Here is a 14,413-nt window from a genome sequence, read left to right on the forward strand (position 1 = left end):
CCAAAATACCATCTCAAATAGATGTTATTTAAGTTATTCGACTATAAGTTATACCTTTCATAACTCTCTGGACTTGAAGTAAATTTCTGGCGTCAACAATTTTCAGAATTTCCACATCCGTGTAATTCAGTGCGCTTAATTCACGAATTTTTATAACTTGTTCTACAGAGAGTCTTTCATCTGAACTACAAATAACCTTTGCAGCGTATTCTTTATCTTTCCATAAGTTGCTTATAAATAAGTTTGCTATACCAGCTTTGGGGTGAAGCTTCTGGTATTCCTCGATTGCAGCATCTCTTTCTGATAGTGAAACCTTGTCTTGTTTTAGTAAACTGTGTTTATAAAGGTATTGCATGCCTTTAAATCCACCAGGAATCATATTTAGCGAACGATTATCCTTCATAAGTCGATCTACCATTGTTTCCTCCCATGCCATTATTTGCTCATAAGAGTGATCATTTACAATTAACTCGCTGCTTAATAATGTATTTTTGTTTCCAGTAAACTCCCGCCAAGTCTTATGGAATAGCTTGTTACTCCCTAATTTTATCTCACGAAAGTGTTCATTCATCCGCTTGAGCCAATCTCGGCTAGTTACTCCAATATATACATATTCATTTTCAACTCTTCCATTGTTATCTAAAAAAGCAATTTTATGGCAATAGCCAGAGTGCTGATTTTCAACTTTCGGAAAATCTTTCATTATGTATTGTAAAGGAAATGATATTGCCCAAGGTGTGCCTTCAAATTCATCTACGATTGCATGTATAACTATCCTAGATTCATCCTTTGTTCTTTTGTATTCATCAAAGGCAAAGTAAGGCTTTACTTGAGTTGTTACCGCCCTACCTGGGATGCATTGATGTACAACATCAAAATCCAAATCATTAAATAAGTTCCATTTTCCTTGCTGATAACATCGATTTGAATTAAGCAACTTATCAGCGATGCCTTTTAAAGCTGTGGGAACATTATATATATCTGATTGATATGCACCATTAGCATCCATGATACTTATTCCGGTGTCATTCATGGCGGTTAAGAAACACTCTAATAGATATGAAAAGCTTATGATGGAAATTGGTGACCATTTCCCCATTATTTTCTTTACTGCATCAGGGTCTATGTATCGGTATTTATGTTTTTTAGCATTTTTAATGGTATTTGCTAGTTTGATAACTTCTTTATCTATTTTGTTGGTTTTTCTTGACATTGTCTTTGTCAATAAATTTGGCAATTTAAATGCTCTCGATTATATAATTTAGATATGGGTTTTGATAGTGGTCTTGACTATTTGCTTTGTTGCTTATCAATAGTGTTAGACTTTATCCTTGGAATACATATTGCTGGAGTAAACATGTATGAATCATTATTTTTTGTTGCAATGACAATTTCATTCTCATTGATGACAATAACCTTCGAATCATTGTTTTTAATTTCACATCGGGAATGTTTTACTGCTTCTAGGTTATAAATGAACCATTTAGTCCATGACTCTACCCTCTTACCATATGCAGGCATCATATCACTACCAAAAGATAGGAAACTACCAATAACTAATGGATAAATGATTAATCTTGATATGAATGTTGCTTTTGGATAACACTCTTTTGGGACAATTGTCATAAGATTAAAGCATTCGTCATCTTTTAGGTTTTCTAATGTAGATGCAATAATCAGATAGAATTGACCAAATATAAAGATCCCAATAAATAATAAAAAGCTAAATCCTAAAATAAAAACAGGTATTAATAATATAGATGTAAATGTAATTGAATTAGTTAGCTTTGATGAATCAAAAGCAATAACATCATTTACTAACTGAGATGCAAGAGCATATGAAATGGTAGTGCACATGGCATAACTTATGAGAATGATGCCTTTTCCAATAAAAGTATCCCAAACTTTTCCATATAAAAGTAACAAGTCGGAAATGATGCCAAATAATAGTAGTAAAAATGAAAAACATATAAATGCAATTGATGCTTTACTCATCGATAAAATATAAAACACTAGCGTCGGAAAAATAAGGATTGTTCCGAAAAAGAAAAATTTTTGGCTGCGGTTGAGGTTTTTACAAAGAGTTTGGCTTTTTTTAAATAAAATGGTTAGGAGTTGTTTAAAACTCATAAAATTTACCTAATGGTTTATTGCATATGCGGCCCTGCCATATCAGCACTCATCTCGCTCTGGCAGGCCAAACAATGTTTATATGTTGGGTATTGTTTTGCACTAACTATCCCACACCACGCTACCGCCCGTGGATTACAGCCTCCAGCCTGCTGCTGTTTTCCGGCGATGTGGTGGATGGCGAAACGGCTGCACAGGGTTATCTCTGCAAGAGTGGTTGCCAAGTGGAGCATATTAGTCGAGAGAGGAGCAGGGTAAAACCGCAGTCGGGCAAAAACCTGCCAGAGATCAATAAATTACTTATTAAGCGGCTGCTATTCGCCCGCTTGGGACAGTGACCGCAGGTAGAGCGTTGCCCCTACCTGTGCGCCACAACTCAGGCCGACTCCCGTTTTTGCAGATTGGGGGTGATGATATGGCGGTTGGGGGCGAGCTCGGGTTGCTGCATCCGGGTCAGCAGTCGTCTTGCCGCCTGACGGCCGATTTCGCGGGCCGGTGAGCTGACAAAGGTGAGGGCGGGGGAGGTGAGTTCTGCCTCCGCCACATCGTCAAAACCGAGCAGGGCCACCTGCTGGCCGATGTAGTTGTCCTTGCCCACGGTGCGGCCGCTCGCCTCGACGCCATAGATGGCGCCGAGCGCCACCTCGGGGTAGTGGCAGAGCACGGCGGTCACCTTGGGGTGCTGGTGCAGCAGCTGGGCGATGGTGTCGGCGGCGCTGCGCTGGGTGCGCTCGCACTCCAGTACCCACTCCGGTTTGAAGGGCAGGCCATATTGCAGCAGGCTGGCGCAGTAGCCGCCGATGCGCTCGGCGCGGGTGAGGGAATCGGCCCGCCCGCCGACATAGGCGATATGGCGGTGGCCCTGCTCGATAAGATAGGTGGTGGCCTGCTTGGCGGCGTGGGTGTTGTCAGGGCCGATAAAGTCCACGTCATCGCGATAGTAGGAGCGGGCGGCGCACACCACCGGCAGCTCGGAATCGAGCAGGGTCTCCAGGGTTTTGGCCGCCGCGCCGCGCACCGGATTGAAGATGATGCCCGCCACCCCCTGCCGCGACAGGGAGTGGATGCTCTGCTGCAGCCGCTCCGGGCTGTGGCCGCACTGGGTCAGAAACAGCAGATAGCCTTGCTGCTCCAGCACCTCGCTCACCCCGGCGGTCACCTCGGTATAGAAGGGGTCGGTGATGTCGCGCAGGATCAGCCCCACCAGATTGGACTGCTGGCTGCGCAGGTTGGCGGCGGCGCTGTTGGGCACGTAGTCGAGCTCTTTTATCGCCTGCTGCACCCGCTCGGCGGTGGCCGGCGAGATGCGCCCCTTGCCGTTGAGCACCATGGAGACGGTGGTGACCGACACTCCCGCCCGCTGGGCGACATCGGTGATCTTGGTGGCTTTGGCAGAGAGGGATTTGGGCGACATAGGGCGAATGGGCGACGGGCAGTTGAGAGCGAGGCCCCAGCATACCTGCTTGGGTTGCCAAGTGAAACGTTACATCACCATCTGGCCGATCCGGCTCACAAATTTGGATCCTGCTGCCAGCCAGCCCCATTATTCTGTGATCCTGTCGGCACTTGTAAATTGATAAAACGTTTTATCATCCGGCAAAACCTGATGCTGACCCGCGCCTTTTGCTTCGAGATTGCCTCGAGCGGGGGAGGGCAGCCGCAGATATTGCTGTCTATTCACAAGGAGCCGTTTCATGGCCAAGCCTCAAGCCAAATCCACCATCTGGGAGTTCCTGCAGAGCCTCGGCAAGACCTTTATGTTGCCGGTTGCCCTGCTGGCCTTCTCGGGCATCCTGCTCGGTGTCGGCAGCTCGCTCACCAGCGATGCGGTCAAGCAGAGCATGCCCTTCCTCGACAATACCGTGCTGCAACTGCTGTTCCTCTGGATGACCAAGGTGGGGCTGGTGGCCTTTATCTACCTGCCGGTGATGTTCGCAGTGGCCATTCCGCTCGGGCTGGCGCGAGAAGAGAAGGGGGTCGCGGCCTTTGCCGGTTTCGTCGGCTATGCGGCGCTCAACCTCTCCATCAACTTCTACCTCACCGTGGCCAACGTCATCGGTGACGCGGCGGCGGAGAAGGCCTACGGGGTGAAATCGATCCTCGGCATCAGCTCCATCGACACCGGGATTCTGGGGGCCATCATCGTCGGGGTGATCGTCGCGAAGCTCCACGCCCGTTTCTACACCTACAAGATGCCCGATGCGCTCGCCTTCTTCGGCGGTGCCCGCTTCGTGCCCATCATCACCGCGCTGGTGCTGGGTGTGGTCGGCTTGGTCGTGCCGTTCGTCTGGCCCTGGTTTGCTGCTGGCATCAACGGCATCGGGGCGCTCATCTCCCACGCCGGTCCCTTCGGCCCCTTCCTGTTCGGTACCGGTGAGCGTCTGCTGCTGCCGCTCGGCCTGCACCACATTCTGGTGGCGCTGATCCGCTTTACCGAAGCGGGCGGCACCCAGCTGGTATGTGGTCACGAGGTGAGCGGCGCCCTCAATATCTTCTACGCCGAGCTCTCCTGCGCCGACACTTCCGGCTTCTCGGTCTCTGCCACCTCCTTCCTCTCGCAGGGCAAGATGCCAGCCTTCCTCGGCGGCCTGCCGGGTGCGGCGCTTGCCATGTATCACTGCGCCCGTCCGGAAAATCGCGGCAAGATCAAGGCGCTGCTGGTCTCCGGCGTGGTGGCCTGCGTCATCGGTGGCATCACCGAGCCGCTGGAGTTCCTGTTCCTGTTCGTGGCACCGGTGCTCTACGTCATTCACGCCATCCTGACCGGTCTGGGCTTTATGACCATGGGGCTGCTTGGCGTCACCATCGGCAACACCGACGGCAACCTCATCGATTTTCTGGTGTTCGGCGTGCTGCAGGGCACCGCCACCAAGTGGTATCTGGTGCCGGTCGCGGCCGCCATCTGGTTTGCCATCTACTACAGCGTGTTCCGCTTCGCCATCGTGCGCTTTAACCTCAAAACCCCCGGCCGTGAAATCGAGACCAGCGAGACTGCTCAGCCCGCAGGCAAGAAGGCCGGCAACAGCGGTTACAACGGTGAAATCATCCTTAACGCCCTGGGCGGGGCCGATAACATTCTGGCGCTCGATAACTGCATCACCCGCCTGCGGATGTCGGTGCAGGACATGAGCCGGGTCGATGACAAGGTATTGAAGGCAAACGGCGCCATCGGGGTGATCAAGCTCGATGAGCACAACCTGCAGGTGGTGATCGGCCCGCAGGTGCATCTGGTGAAAAACCAGCTGCAGAGCCTGATGGGGGCCTGAACCGGCCAATAAGATCCGAACGGGGGGCGTAAGCCCCCCTTGTTTGCCTCTCCCAATATGTCTCCTGTTTATGGAGGGAGAAACTTCATGCACGATATTTATGACTTCGACCGCGTGGTCGACCGCCACGGTACCTACTGCACCCAATGGGACTATGTAGCCGACCGTTTTGGCCATGCCGATCTGCTCCCCTTTACCATCTCCGACATGGATTTCGAGACCGCCCCCTGCATTCGCGCAGCCCTGGCCAAGCGCCTTGAGCACGGGGTATTTGGCTACAGCCGCTGGAATCACGACGACTTCAAGGGGGCGGTGAGCGACTGGTTTGCCCACCGCTACGGGGCGAGCCTCGACCCCGAGACGCTGGTTTACGGCCCCTCGGTCATCTATGTGATTGCCCAGCTGGTGAGCCTCTGGTCGGCGCCGGGCGAAGGAGTGCTGGTGCACACCCCCGCCTACGATGCCTTCGGCAATATGCTGGCTGCCAACGATCGGGTGCTGCTGCCTTGCCCGCTCAAAAAAGCAGAGGGGAGTTACCAGATCGACTGGGAATGTTTCGAGCAGCAAGCGGCTCGTCCCGATTGCCGGATTTTGCTGCTCTGCAGCCCCCACAATCCCACCGGCCGGGTCTGGACGCGGGATGAACTCGGCCGGATGGCCTCTATCTGCCAGCGCCACGGGGTCAAGGTGATCTCGGACGACATCCATATGGATGTGAGCTTTGCCCGCTACCTGCCGTGGAGCGAAGTAGCGCCGGACGATCACTGGGCGCTGGTGAGCTCGGGCTCCAAATCCTTCAATATTCCCGCCCTTGGCGGCGCCTATGCCTTTATCGCCAACGCCGAGGCGCGCGCCGCCTATCTGCAACGGCTCAAGGCGGCCCACGGCCTCTCATCGCCGCCCATTCTCGGGGTGCTGGCCCATATCAGCGCCTATCGGGACGGCGCTACCTGGCTCGATGCCCTGAAAAGCTATCTGCACGGCAACCTCGACTATGTGGCGGCGCGGCTCAACGCCGCCTTCCCCGCCATCGACTATCGGGTGCCCGAGGGAACCTATCTCGCCTGGATTGACCTGCGTGGCCTTGGCATCGACTCCACCGAGCGGATGGATGCGCTGCAAACCTTGCTGGTGGAGAAATACCGAGTCGCCATCATGCGCGGTGACACCTACGGCCCGGAAGGCACAGGTTATATCCGCCTTAACGTCGGCTGCCCGCGCTCGAAGGTTGACCAGGGGCTTGACGCCATGATCGGCGCGCTGGGGGAGGTGGGGTAAGGATTGATCCTCTGGCTGGATGAGGCGTTGACTCATCCAGCCAGTAACCTTGATAGAGGCGTTCGGTTCGGTTATTGCGGGCTCAGAAGGTGGCGATCAAGGGGCTATTGCAAGTGACCTGAGCCTGAATGTCTTGGCACAACATCTGAATATGGGGCTCATCGTTCTTCTCGCGAGGGATATAAATACCGATAGTCCCCTTGTTGTACTCTTCGCCCATATTCAGCTGGCCAATACCGAATCGGGAAAAATAACCGGCCATACTCACCGGATAAGGCATGACAGCATTGCTGTTATTGACAATATCAATACTGGTGAGCAGGGAGTTGCTGCTATAAATGATTTTGTCATTTAACTTCATGGCGGCACGTTCCTGCTTTTTTCTCGCCAAATCATCGACCAGATGGAGATATTTCTCCTCATCCGGCGTCACCAGCAGGCTGGGATAATCGACCAGATCCTGCTTGCTGCATATTTTCCCTGTGAGGGGATGGCCCGCTCTGACAAATACCCCATCGTGAGAAATAAATAGCGGGATAAATATCAGGCTGTAATTTTTGGCCAGCCCGTGAATTTCATGTCCGAGAAACAGATCGATATGATTGCCCAACAGCAGATCGAGCAGACGCAGATGGTTGCCGACTTCAATATTGATGGCGCAGGATGGGTTGGCCTGCTGATAGCGGGCGGTGACAGGTTGCAATACCGGTTGCCACCACGCATGTCCGGTGCCCACGTTTAGCGGTCGTGCGGTGCGCTCGCGCAGGGTGGCCAGCTGCCTGAGGGTATCATCATAGATCCGCTGCATTACGCGAGCCTGTTCCAGCAGCAGCTCTCCGGCAGCGGTGAGCGTCACGCCGCCCGCGTGCCTGACCAGCAAGGTCGTTCCCAGACTCTCCTCAAGTTTTCTCATGTTGTGTGTCAGCGTCGGTTGGCTGAGCCCCATTTGCCTGGCTGCCAGACTGACATTTTTGTGGGTGGCCACTTCAATAAATTGTCTTAGATGCTTGTCCACGAACATGGCGTCCGATTATGGGCGGGTGGTGCGCCAAGCTAGTGTAATCACCCGGGGCTGTCAATTATTCCCCCTTACTGACTGGCTATTTTTATGTGGCTCCCTTCACGTTGTATTCAAATCGTTTTTACCGCTTGATAGCCGGTTTGGTGCGGTGGATCACGTAATTTCATCTGGTTATAGATGTTATCTATGCCTATTGGGTTGCAGTCTATTTTTCTGGTGAATGTTGACCACGTAGACTGGCAAAAACAGTTTTACTCAATGCTGTTTCAATAAAAAAACAAAAAAGTAACGAAGGGAATATATGAAAATTCGTCCATTGGCATTATCCGTGGCGTTATGCTGCGGCGGGGTTCTTTTGTCCGGTTGTAACGACAGCTCATCCAGCGGCAACGATAACGGGGCCAAACCCGAGGTGAAGGCGCCCTGGAATTTTGATCTCTATATGGTCGGTGAGTTTAGCGGCTGGGGTCGTGAGGAGAAGTTCAAACTGACCTTCAAGGATGGTGTCTATCGTCTGGACAACCTGAAAATGAACTCGGGTATGTCCCCGTTCAAAGTGGCCGGGCCCGAGTGGACCAAATATCCCGATTTCTCTGCGGATTCCCGCAAGGAGACCAGCATCTTCCCCGGTCAGGTCTACCCCATGTACTACCAGAACAACGGGCAGAACAACCGTCTGGTGGTGACGGAAAAGGGGCTGCTCGACATTCAGGTCAAGGTGACCAATGCCGATCTGGCTGCACCGGCCATCGAGTTTTCCATGGTGCGTGATGACCCCAATTACAGCGAGAGTCTCTATCTGAAAGGGATTGATGGCAATCTGGAGCCTGTCCTGCAGATGGTCTATCAGGGGGACAAGCAGTATGTAATGGTGGCCAAGCTGGTGGCGGGTGAGCACAAGATTAAGATCGCCTCCGCGCAGGAGGGGATCGGCTTTGGGCTCAATGGCGTCATTGCATTGAACAACCCGGTCAAGATGCAGCGCTGCGATGCTCAGTGCCAGCTGGCAACCGTGCGGGTAGAGCAGGAGGGGTATTACAAGTTCCTGCTGGATGCCAGCCAGGATGAGAATGCTCCTCTGTTGCAGGTCAGCGTTGCAGGCGATAGTGATTTGGGCATGATCAATCCCCATGAAGGGCATGAGCTGATCGAGAAGCGTGAGTATGAGACCTATAAGCCCGGAGTGACGGAAACGGCCACCTTCTCGGTCAAGCGGGCCAGTGACGAGTATCGTAGCTATGCGCAGTCGACCACTCAGGAGTTGCGAGATCCGGGTGATAGCTTTACTACCTATCAGGAGCAAGCGGATCTGCCCCGCCTGCGCTCCGGCAACATGGTCTTTGATGCCCTGTTTGCGCTGGCTACCCACGAGATGCGCCAGAACAGCGTGGCGCAGGTCAAGGATGGCAGTTACAACGGGGGTCAGGCGATCCCGTGTGACTGTTTTGAAACTGGCGCCAAGTGGCATTACGTCTGGACGCGGGATCTCTCCTATGCCACCGATCTGGGATTGGGGGCGCTGGATCCGCTGCGCGCGCGCAACTCCCTGCGCTTCAAGCTCTCTGATTTCAGAGCCGAGCTGAAAAGCGATCTGGACAATTTGATCCCGCAAGGACGCCAGATCATTCAGGATACCGGTACCGGGGGCAGCTGGCCCATCAGTACCGATCGCATGAGCTGGGCCTTGGGGGCCGAGCGGGTGCTGGCCGCCCTGCCGGATGCCGAACGCAGCGCGTTCTTGCCCGAGGTCTTTGAAGGGTTGAGCAACACCATTGAGAGTGATCGTCTGGCCGCCTTCGATAGCGCAGATGGTCTCTATGTCGGCGAGCAATCCTTCCTCGATTGGCGCGACCAGACCTATGCCAAGTGGATCACCGCCGATATCGCCCACATCGGCATGAGCAAATCCCTCTCCACCAACGTGACCCACTATCAGGGGTTGCTGCTGGCTGCGCGGGTGGCGGGCGAACTGGGTCATGATGAGCTGGTGAGCCGCTACAGCCAGTGGGCGGGTGAGCTGAAACTGGCGATCAATCGTGCTTTCTGGCTGGCTGACGAGAAGATGTATGCCAGCCTGATCAACACCACTACCGATCAGAGCCCGGCCTACAAGTTCGATCTATTGGGGGAATCCCTCGCCATTCTGGCCGGTGTTGCTGATGAGGCGCAGGCTAAAGAGATCATCAGCCGCTATCCCATGGGCCCTTATGGCGCGCCGGTCTACTTCCCGCAGCAACCCGATATGCCGGTTTACCATAACCGCGCCATCTGGCCCTTCGTCTCCGCCTACGGGCTGAAGGCTGCAGCCATGGTGCAGAACGTTGCAGTGGTCGATCACCATATCGACTCCCTGATGCGCGGCGCAGCTCTGAACCTCTCCAACATGGAGAACCTCGAGTGGCTCTCCGGTCAACCCTCCCTGATGGATCTGACCCATCCCGATTTGACGGGGCCGGTGATCAACTCCCAGCGCCAACTCTGGTCTGTCGGGGGTTACCTTGGCATGGTGACCGACACTGCCTTCGGTTACAAAGTGGAAGAGGGGGGGATCCGGATCAAGCCGTTCGTCACCGCTCACTTGCATAAGCTGATGGGGGCCAAACCCGAGGCCGCACTCAAGGGGCTCAACTACCGTGGCAAGCTGATCGACATAGTGCTGCACCTGCCGGAGCTGGGCGGAGAGGGCAGTTACTATCCGGTGCAGAGCGTGACGCTCAATGGCGTTCCGGTGGGCGAGCAGATCAGTGAAGGTATGCTGGCCGCCAGCAACCGGATTGAGGTGACGCTCGGTGCCGCCGTGGCTGACGATCAGGGGATGCGCCTGATCAAGGATGTGGCGCCGCTGGATGTCGAGAATCGGCAGGTGTTTGCACCGACCGAGCCGACCTTGCAGGGGGTTAGCGAGCAGAGTGGCAAGCTGGTGGTGGCCCTGCAGGACAATGTCAACAAAGGGGCGCTCAGCTACAACATCTATCGGGATGGCAAGCTGGTGGCATCCGGGTTGGATAGCGCGACAAGTTGGGTTGACGACATGGTGTTACAGCCGGGCCAAGCCTATTGCTACAGTGCAGAGGCAGTCTATCCGGAGTCTGGCAACCGCTCCCATCATGCCAAGCCGGTTTGCTATCAGCCAGCGCAGCAACATATCGCCATCGATGCGGCCAACGTCTCCCATACCGGCAGCGTGAGCGCCGCCGATGGGGCCATTTCCGTCCCTTACCTCAAGGATTGGGGCCGCCCCGACGACAGCTTACTGGTGCAGGGGGTCAAGCTGGATGGCAAGCGTACTATTCGTTTGCAATACAGCAATGCCCAGCATGCCATTAATCTGGGGGTGACCAACGGGGTGAAACGGATCTCGGTAGTGAGTGGTGGCAAGGTTGTCGCCAGCGGTATGGTGCAGATGCCCCATGTGATGAAAGAGGGCGACCTCAAACCGCTGCGTGACTCGACGCCGTTCGTGGTGGATCTGCCCGCCGGGGAGTATGACATTCGGGTGAGCGATTTCTACAACATGAGTTACCTGAAGGCGAACGACACCTACAACGATGCAGGCGGTCAAAAGGGAGCTGTCAATCTGATCGATCTCGCCAGCATCACCATTTCGGCTCGCTAAGCGGTCAAACAAAACGTCCAAACAAAACCGCCCCGGATATCCGGGGCGGTTTTTTTATTTGGCGATGCAGAGGTGAGCAGTGCGGGCGAACAAGATTTAGCGATAGCGGCCACGTACCGAGCTGTTGGCACGTCCTGCCATCTTGATCAGGCTCTGGCGGGTGTGCAGGTGGCAGAGTGCCACACCGAGGGCATCCGCTGCATCCGCCTGCGGGGTGGCGGAGAGTTTCAGCAGATGGGTCACCATATGCTGCACCTGCTCCTTGCTGGCGCCGCCGGTGCCCACCACCGCCTGCTTGATCTGGGTGGCAGAGTACTCGCTCACCGGTAGATAGGCGTTGACTGCGGCGACGATGGCGCTGCCCCGGGCCTGCCCCAGTTTCAGGGCCGAGTCGGCGTTGCGGGCCATAAAGACCCGTTCGATGGCAAATTCGGTGGGCTTGAACTGGGTGATGATCTCGCATACCCCGTCATAGACCTGCTTGAGGCGCTCGGGCAGTTCACCGCAGTCGGTGCGGATACAACCCGATCCCAGATATTCGGCCTTGCCGCCGACGACCCGGATAACCCCGTAGCCGGTGATCCGCGATCCCGGGTCTATGCCCAAAATAATGCTCATGGGTTGTGCTTGCTCTAAACGCAAATGATGGCCGCAAGATAGCAAACTCCGGCCTGCTTGGCTGTACGCAGGATGTGCGAACGGTCAGTGCGTGGCTATTGCCATAAAAAAGGCCCCGAAAGGGGCCTTTTTGATTATCGCTTGTCAGGCGGCGTGATGGATGGGGCTGGACTGCGCCATTCCCTCCAGCTCGCCCGGGGCGAAGTTGTCCACCTGAATGGCGTCATAGCGCAAGGCATCGGCGGCCAGCAGCTTGTCTGCCTCATCCTTGCTCAGCACCGATTTGGCCAGCGCAGCTTCCACCAGTTCCTGCAGCGCCAGTTTGCGGGGCAGTTTGCCCTCTTTCTGGGCCTGCACCAGTTTCTTCTCGTAGGGCTGCACTGCGACCATGGCCTGGAAGGCACGCTCCATCAGGCCGACTGGATCCGCCTCGTCTTTGCCTACATAGCAGAGGGCGGTCAGACGGTCGCGGAACTCGCCCGGCTTCATCATGGCCAGACAGATGGCGTGGCAACGATCGTCGGCCGGCATTTTGTAACCGACGCCGAACGGGAACACCACGCGCTTGAGCACGGCACCCACCACCTTGTTCGGGAAGTTCTGGAAGAAGCCCTCGAACGCCTTGCCAATCAGGTAGAGGTTGCGCTCCACCGCGTACTGCACGAACGGCAGATCGGAGACCATACGGCCCTGATCCTCGTAGTGTTTGAGGGTGGCGGAGGCCAGATAGAGGTGGCTCAGCACGTCACCCAGACGGGCGGAGATCATCTCCTTGCGCTTGAGATCGCCACCCAGCATCAGCATGGAGACGTCGGCGCACAGGGCCAGCCCTTTACTCATGCGAGACAACTGCTTGTAGTAACGGGCGGTTTCGCCGGCCACCGGCGCGCTGTTGAATTGACCCAGAGTCAACCCCTGGAACAGGGAACCGAAGAAGTTGCCGGCGCCAAAGGCGATGTGTTTCATCAGCAGGGCGTCAAACTTCTCAAGACCGCGCTCCACGTCGGTATCAGCCGCCGCTTCCAGCTCGGCAAAGACGTACGGGTGGCAGCGGGTGGCCCCTTGCCCGAAGATCATCAGGTTGCGGGTCAGGATGTTGGCCCCTTCCACCGTGATGGCTACCGGAATCCCCATGTAGGCGTAGCCGGTGTAGTTTTTCGGGCCCAGCTGGATGGCACGACCGGCGTGGATGTCCATGGAGTCATCCATGATCTGGCGCGCCATCTCGGTCATGTGGTACTTGGAAATCGCGGTGACGATGGCCGGCGCCTGACCCAAGTCCAGCGAACCTGCGGTCATGCGACGGGCCCCTTCCAGCTGATAGGTGAGGCCACCGATGCGGGCCAGCGCTTCCTGCACACCTTCAAACTTGCCGATGGACATGCCGAACTGCTTGCGCACATAGGAGTAGGCGCCCACGGTGCGGCTCGCCATGTGACCACAGGCAGTGCCAAGGGCAGGCAGCGAGATGCCGCGCCCGGCGGAGAGGCACTCCACCAGCATGCGCCAGCCACGGCCGGCGTAATCCGGGCCGCCGATGATCCAGTCGAGCGGAATGAACACATCTTTGCCGAAGGTCGGGCCGTTCAGGAACGCCAGACCCATGGGGTAGTGGCGATCGCCGACGCGCACGCCCGGGTGGCTGGTGGGGATAAGCGCGCAGGTGATGCCCAGCTCTTCCTTGTCACCCAGCAGTTTTTCCGGGTCATAGAGTTTGAACGCCAGCCCCAGCACGGTGGCGCGAGGCGCCAGGGTGATGTAGCGCTTGTTCCAGTTGAGGCGAATACCCAGCACCTCTTCACCCTTGTGCATCCCCTTGCAGACTATCCCCTTGTCAGGAATGGCGCCTGCATCGGAGCCTGCTTCCGGCCCGGTCAGGGCGAAGCAGGGCACCTCTTTGCCACTGGCCAGCCCCGGCAGCCAGAAATCTTTCTGGGCCTGGGTGCCGTAGTGCATCAGCAGCTCGCCTGGGCCGAGGGAGTTCGGCACCATGACGGTAACCGCCACGCTCAGGCTCTTGGTGGCAATGCGGGTGACGATGGTTGAGTTGGCAATCGCCGAGAATTCGCGGCCGCCGTAGGATTTCGGGATGATCAGGGAGAAGAAGCCTTCCTTCTTCAGATAGTCCCACACCGGCTCCGGCAGGTCTTTGGTTTCGTTGACGATCTTGAAGTCGTCAACCATGGCGAGCAGGGTTTCGACCTGATTGTCGATAAAGGCCTGCTCCTCTGCAGTCAGCTCGGCCTTGCCGTAGCCGTGCAGTTTTTTCCAGTCGGGATTGCCGCGAAACAACTCGCCATCCCACCAGACGGAGCCGGCTTCCATGGCCTCCCGCTCGGTAGCTGACAAGGGCGGCAGTATCTTTTTGAAGATGCCGAACACCGGACGGGTTACCACCTTTTTACGGATGGAGGGTACGCCGAGCACAACGGCTATCGCCAGCACCAGCAGGACAAGCAATGTGATCATACCGAAGTTCCTTCT

General features: G+C 55.5%; 9 protein-coding genes. 3 read left to right on the forward strand and 6 right to left on the reverse strand.

Annotation, left to right across the window (positions count from 1 at the left end; all coding sequences use genetic code 11):
* Nucleotides 1-28 precede the first annotated feature (28 nt).
* From AAHA39_RS07550 to AAHA39_RS07560, 3 genes are all read right to left on the reverse strand, one after another.
* The gene (locus tag AAHA39_RS07550) at nucleotides 29-1,213 is read right to left on the reverse strand and encodes a hypothetical protein (protein ID WP_342690009.1); all 1,185 of its coding nucleotides are present in this window, start codon (nucleotides 1,211-1,213) and stop codon (nucleotides 29-31) included.
* A gap of 77 nt (nucleotides 1,214-1,290) precedes the next feature.
* Entirely contained in the window at nucleotides 1,291-2,130 is an 840-nt protein-coding gene (locus AAHA39_RS07555; protein ID WP_208737959.1) for a hypothetical protein, read from the reverse strand.
* Nucleotides 2,131-2,506: 376 nt separating this feature from the next.
* Entirely contained in the window at nucleotides 2,507-3,544 is a 1,038-nt protein-coding gene (locus AAHA39_RS07560; protein WP_005344074.1) for a Mal regulon transcriptional regulator MalI, read from the reverse strand.
* 280 nt (nucleotides 3,545-3,824) lie between these two features.
* Here AAHA39_RS07560 and malX point away from each other — a divergent pair, with 280 nt between their 5' ends.
* A complete protein-coding gene (gene malX, locus AAHA39_RS07565; RefSeq protein WP_005353570.1) occupies nucleotides 3,825-5,396 on the forward strand; it encodes a maltose/glucose-specific PTS transporter subunit IIBC in 1,572 nt (523 codons plus the stop codon).
* Nucleotides 5,397-5,483: 87 nt separating this feature from the next.
* Nucleotides 5,484-6,674 carry a MalY/PatB family protein gene (locus AAHA39_RS07570; protein WP_320657334.1) on the forward strand — a complete coding sequence of 397 codons (1,191 nt, stop codon included), beginning with the start codon at nucleotides 5,484-5,486 and terminating at the stop codon, nucleotides 6,672-6,674.
* A gap of 82 nt (nucleotides 6,675-6,756) precedes the next feature.
* Here AAHA39_RS07570 and AAHA39_RS07575 read toward each other — a convergent pair whose 3' ends face one another.
* Nucleotides 6,757-7,689, reverse strand: coding sequence for a LysR family transcriptional regulator (locus AAHA39_RS07575; protein ID WP_320657337.1), 933 nt, complete (start codon nucleotides 7,687-7,689; stop codon nucleotides 6,757-6,759).
* Between the two features lie 520 nt (nucleotides 7,690-8,209).
* Here AAHA39_RS07575 and AAHA39_RS07580 point away from each other — a divergent pair.
* Entirely contained in the window at nucleotides 8,210-11,311 is a 3,102-nt protein-coding gene (locus AAHA39_RS07580) for a hypothetical protein (protein WP_320657336.1), read from the forward strand.
* A 96-nt stretch (nucleotides 11,312-11,407) separates the two neighbouring features.
* On the opposite strand, the gene ruvC is transcribed toward AAHA39_RS07580, so the two are convergent.
* Both ruvC and AAHA39_RS07590 read right to left on the reverse strand, forming a co-directional pair.
* On the reverse strand, nucleotides 11,408-11,929 hold the full coding sequence (gene ruvC, locus AAHA39_RS07585) for a crossover junction endodeoxyribonuclease RuvC (RefSeq protein WP_320657333.1): 522 nt from the start codon (nucleotides 11,927-11,929) through the stop codon (nucleotides 11,408-11,410).
* A gap of 144 nt (nucleotides 11,930-12,073) precedes the next feature.
* Nucleotides 12,074-14,398, reverse strand: coding sequence for an acyl-CoA dehydrogenase (locus AAHA39_RS07590; protein ID WP_320657332.1), 2,325 nt, complete (start codon nucleotides 14,396-14,398; stop codon nucleotides 12,074-12,076).
* Nucleotides 14,399-14,413: the final 15 nt, after the last annotated feature.

The sequence above is a fragment of the Aeromonas sp. SE22 genome, assembly GCF_038739755.1.
In the GTDB taxonomy this organism is placed as follows: Bacteria; Pseudomonadota; Gammaproteobacteria; order Enterobacterales; family Aeromonadaceae; genus Aeromonas; species Aeromonas jandaei.

Excerpts from the sequence above, each read along its gene's own strand:
- AAHA39_RS07550 (WP_342690009.1), bottom strand. The coding sequence starts at position 1,213 with ATGTCAAGAAAAACCAACAAAATAGATAAAGAAGTTATCAAACTAGCA.
- AAHA39_RS07555 (WP_208737959.1), bottom strand. The coding sequence starts at position 2,130 with ATGAGTTTTAAACAACTCCTAACCATTTTATTTAAAAAAAGCCAAACT.
- AAHA39_RS07560 (WP_005344074.1), bottom strand. The coding sequence starts at position 3,544 with ATGTCGCCCAAATCCCTCTCTGCCAAAGCCACCAAGATCACCGATGTC.
- malX (WP_005353570.1), top strand. The coding sequence starts at position 3,825 with ATGGCCAAGCCTCAAGCCAAATCCACCATCTGGGAGTTCCTGCAGAGC.
- AAHA39_RS07570 (WP_320657334.1), top strand. The coding sequence starts at position 5,484 with ATGCACGATATTTATGACTTCGACCGCGTGGTCGACCGCCACGGTACC.
- ruvC (WP_320657333.1), bottom strand. The coding sequence starts at position 11,929 with ATGAGCATTATTTTGGGCATAGACCCGGGATCGCGGATCACCGGCTAC.
- AAHA39_RS07590 (WP_320657332.1), bottom strand. The coding sequence starts at position 14,398 with ATGATCACATTGCTTGTCCTGCTGGTGCTGGCGATAGCCGTTGTGCTC.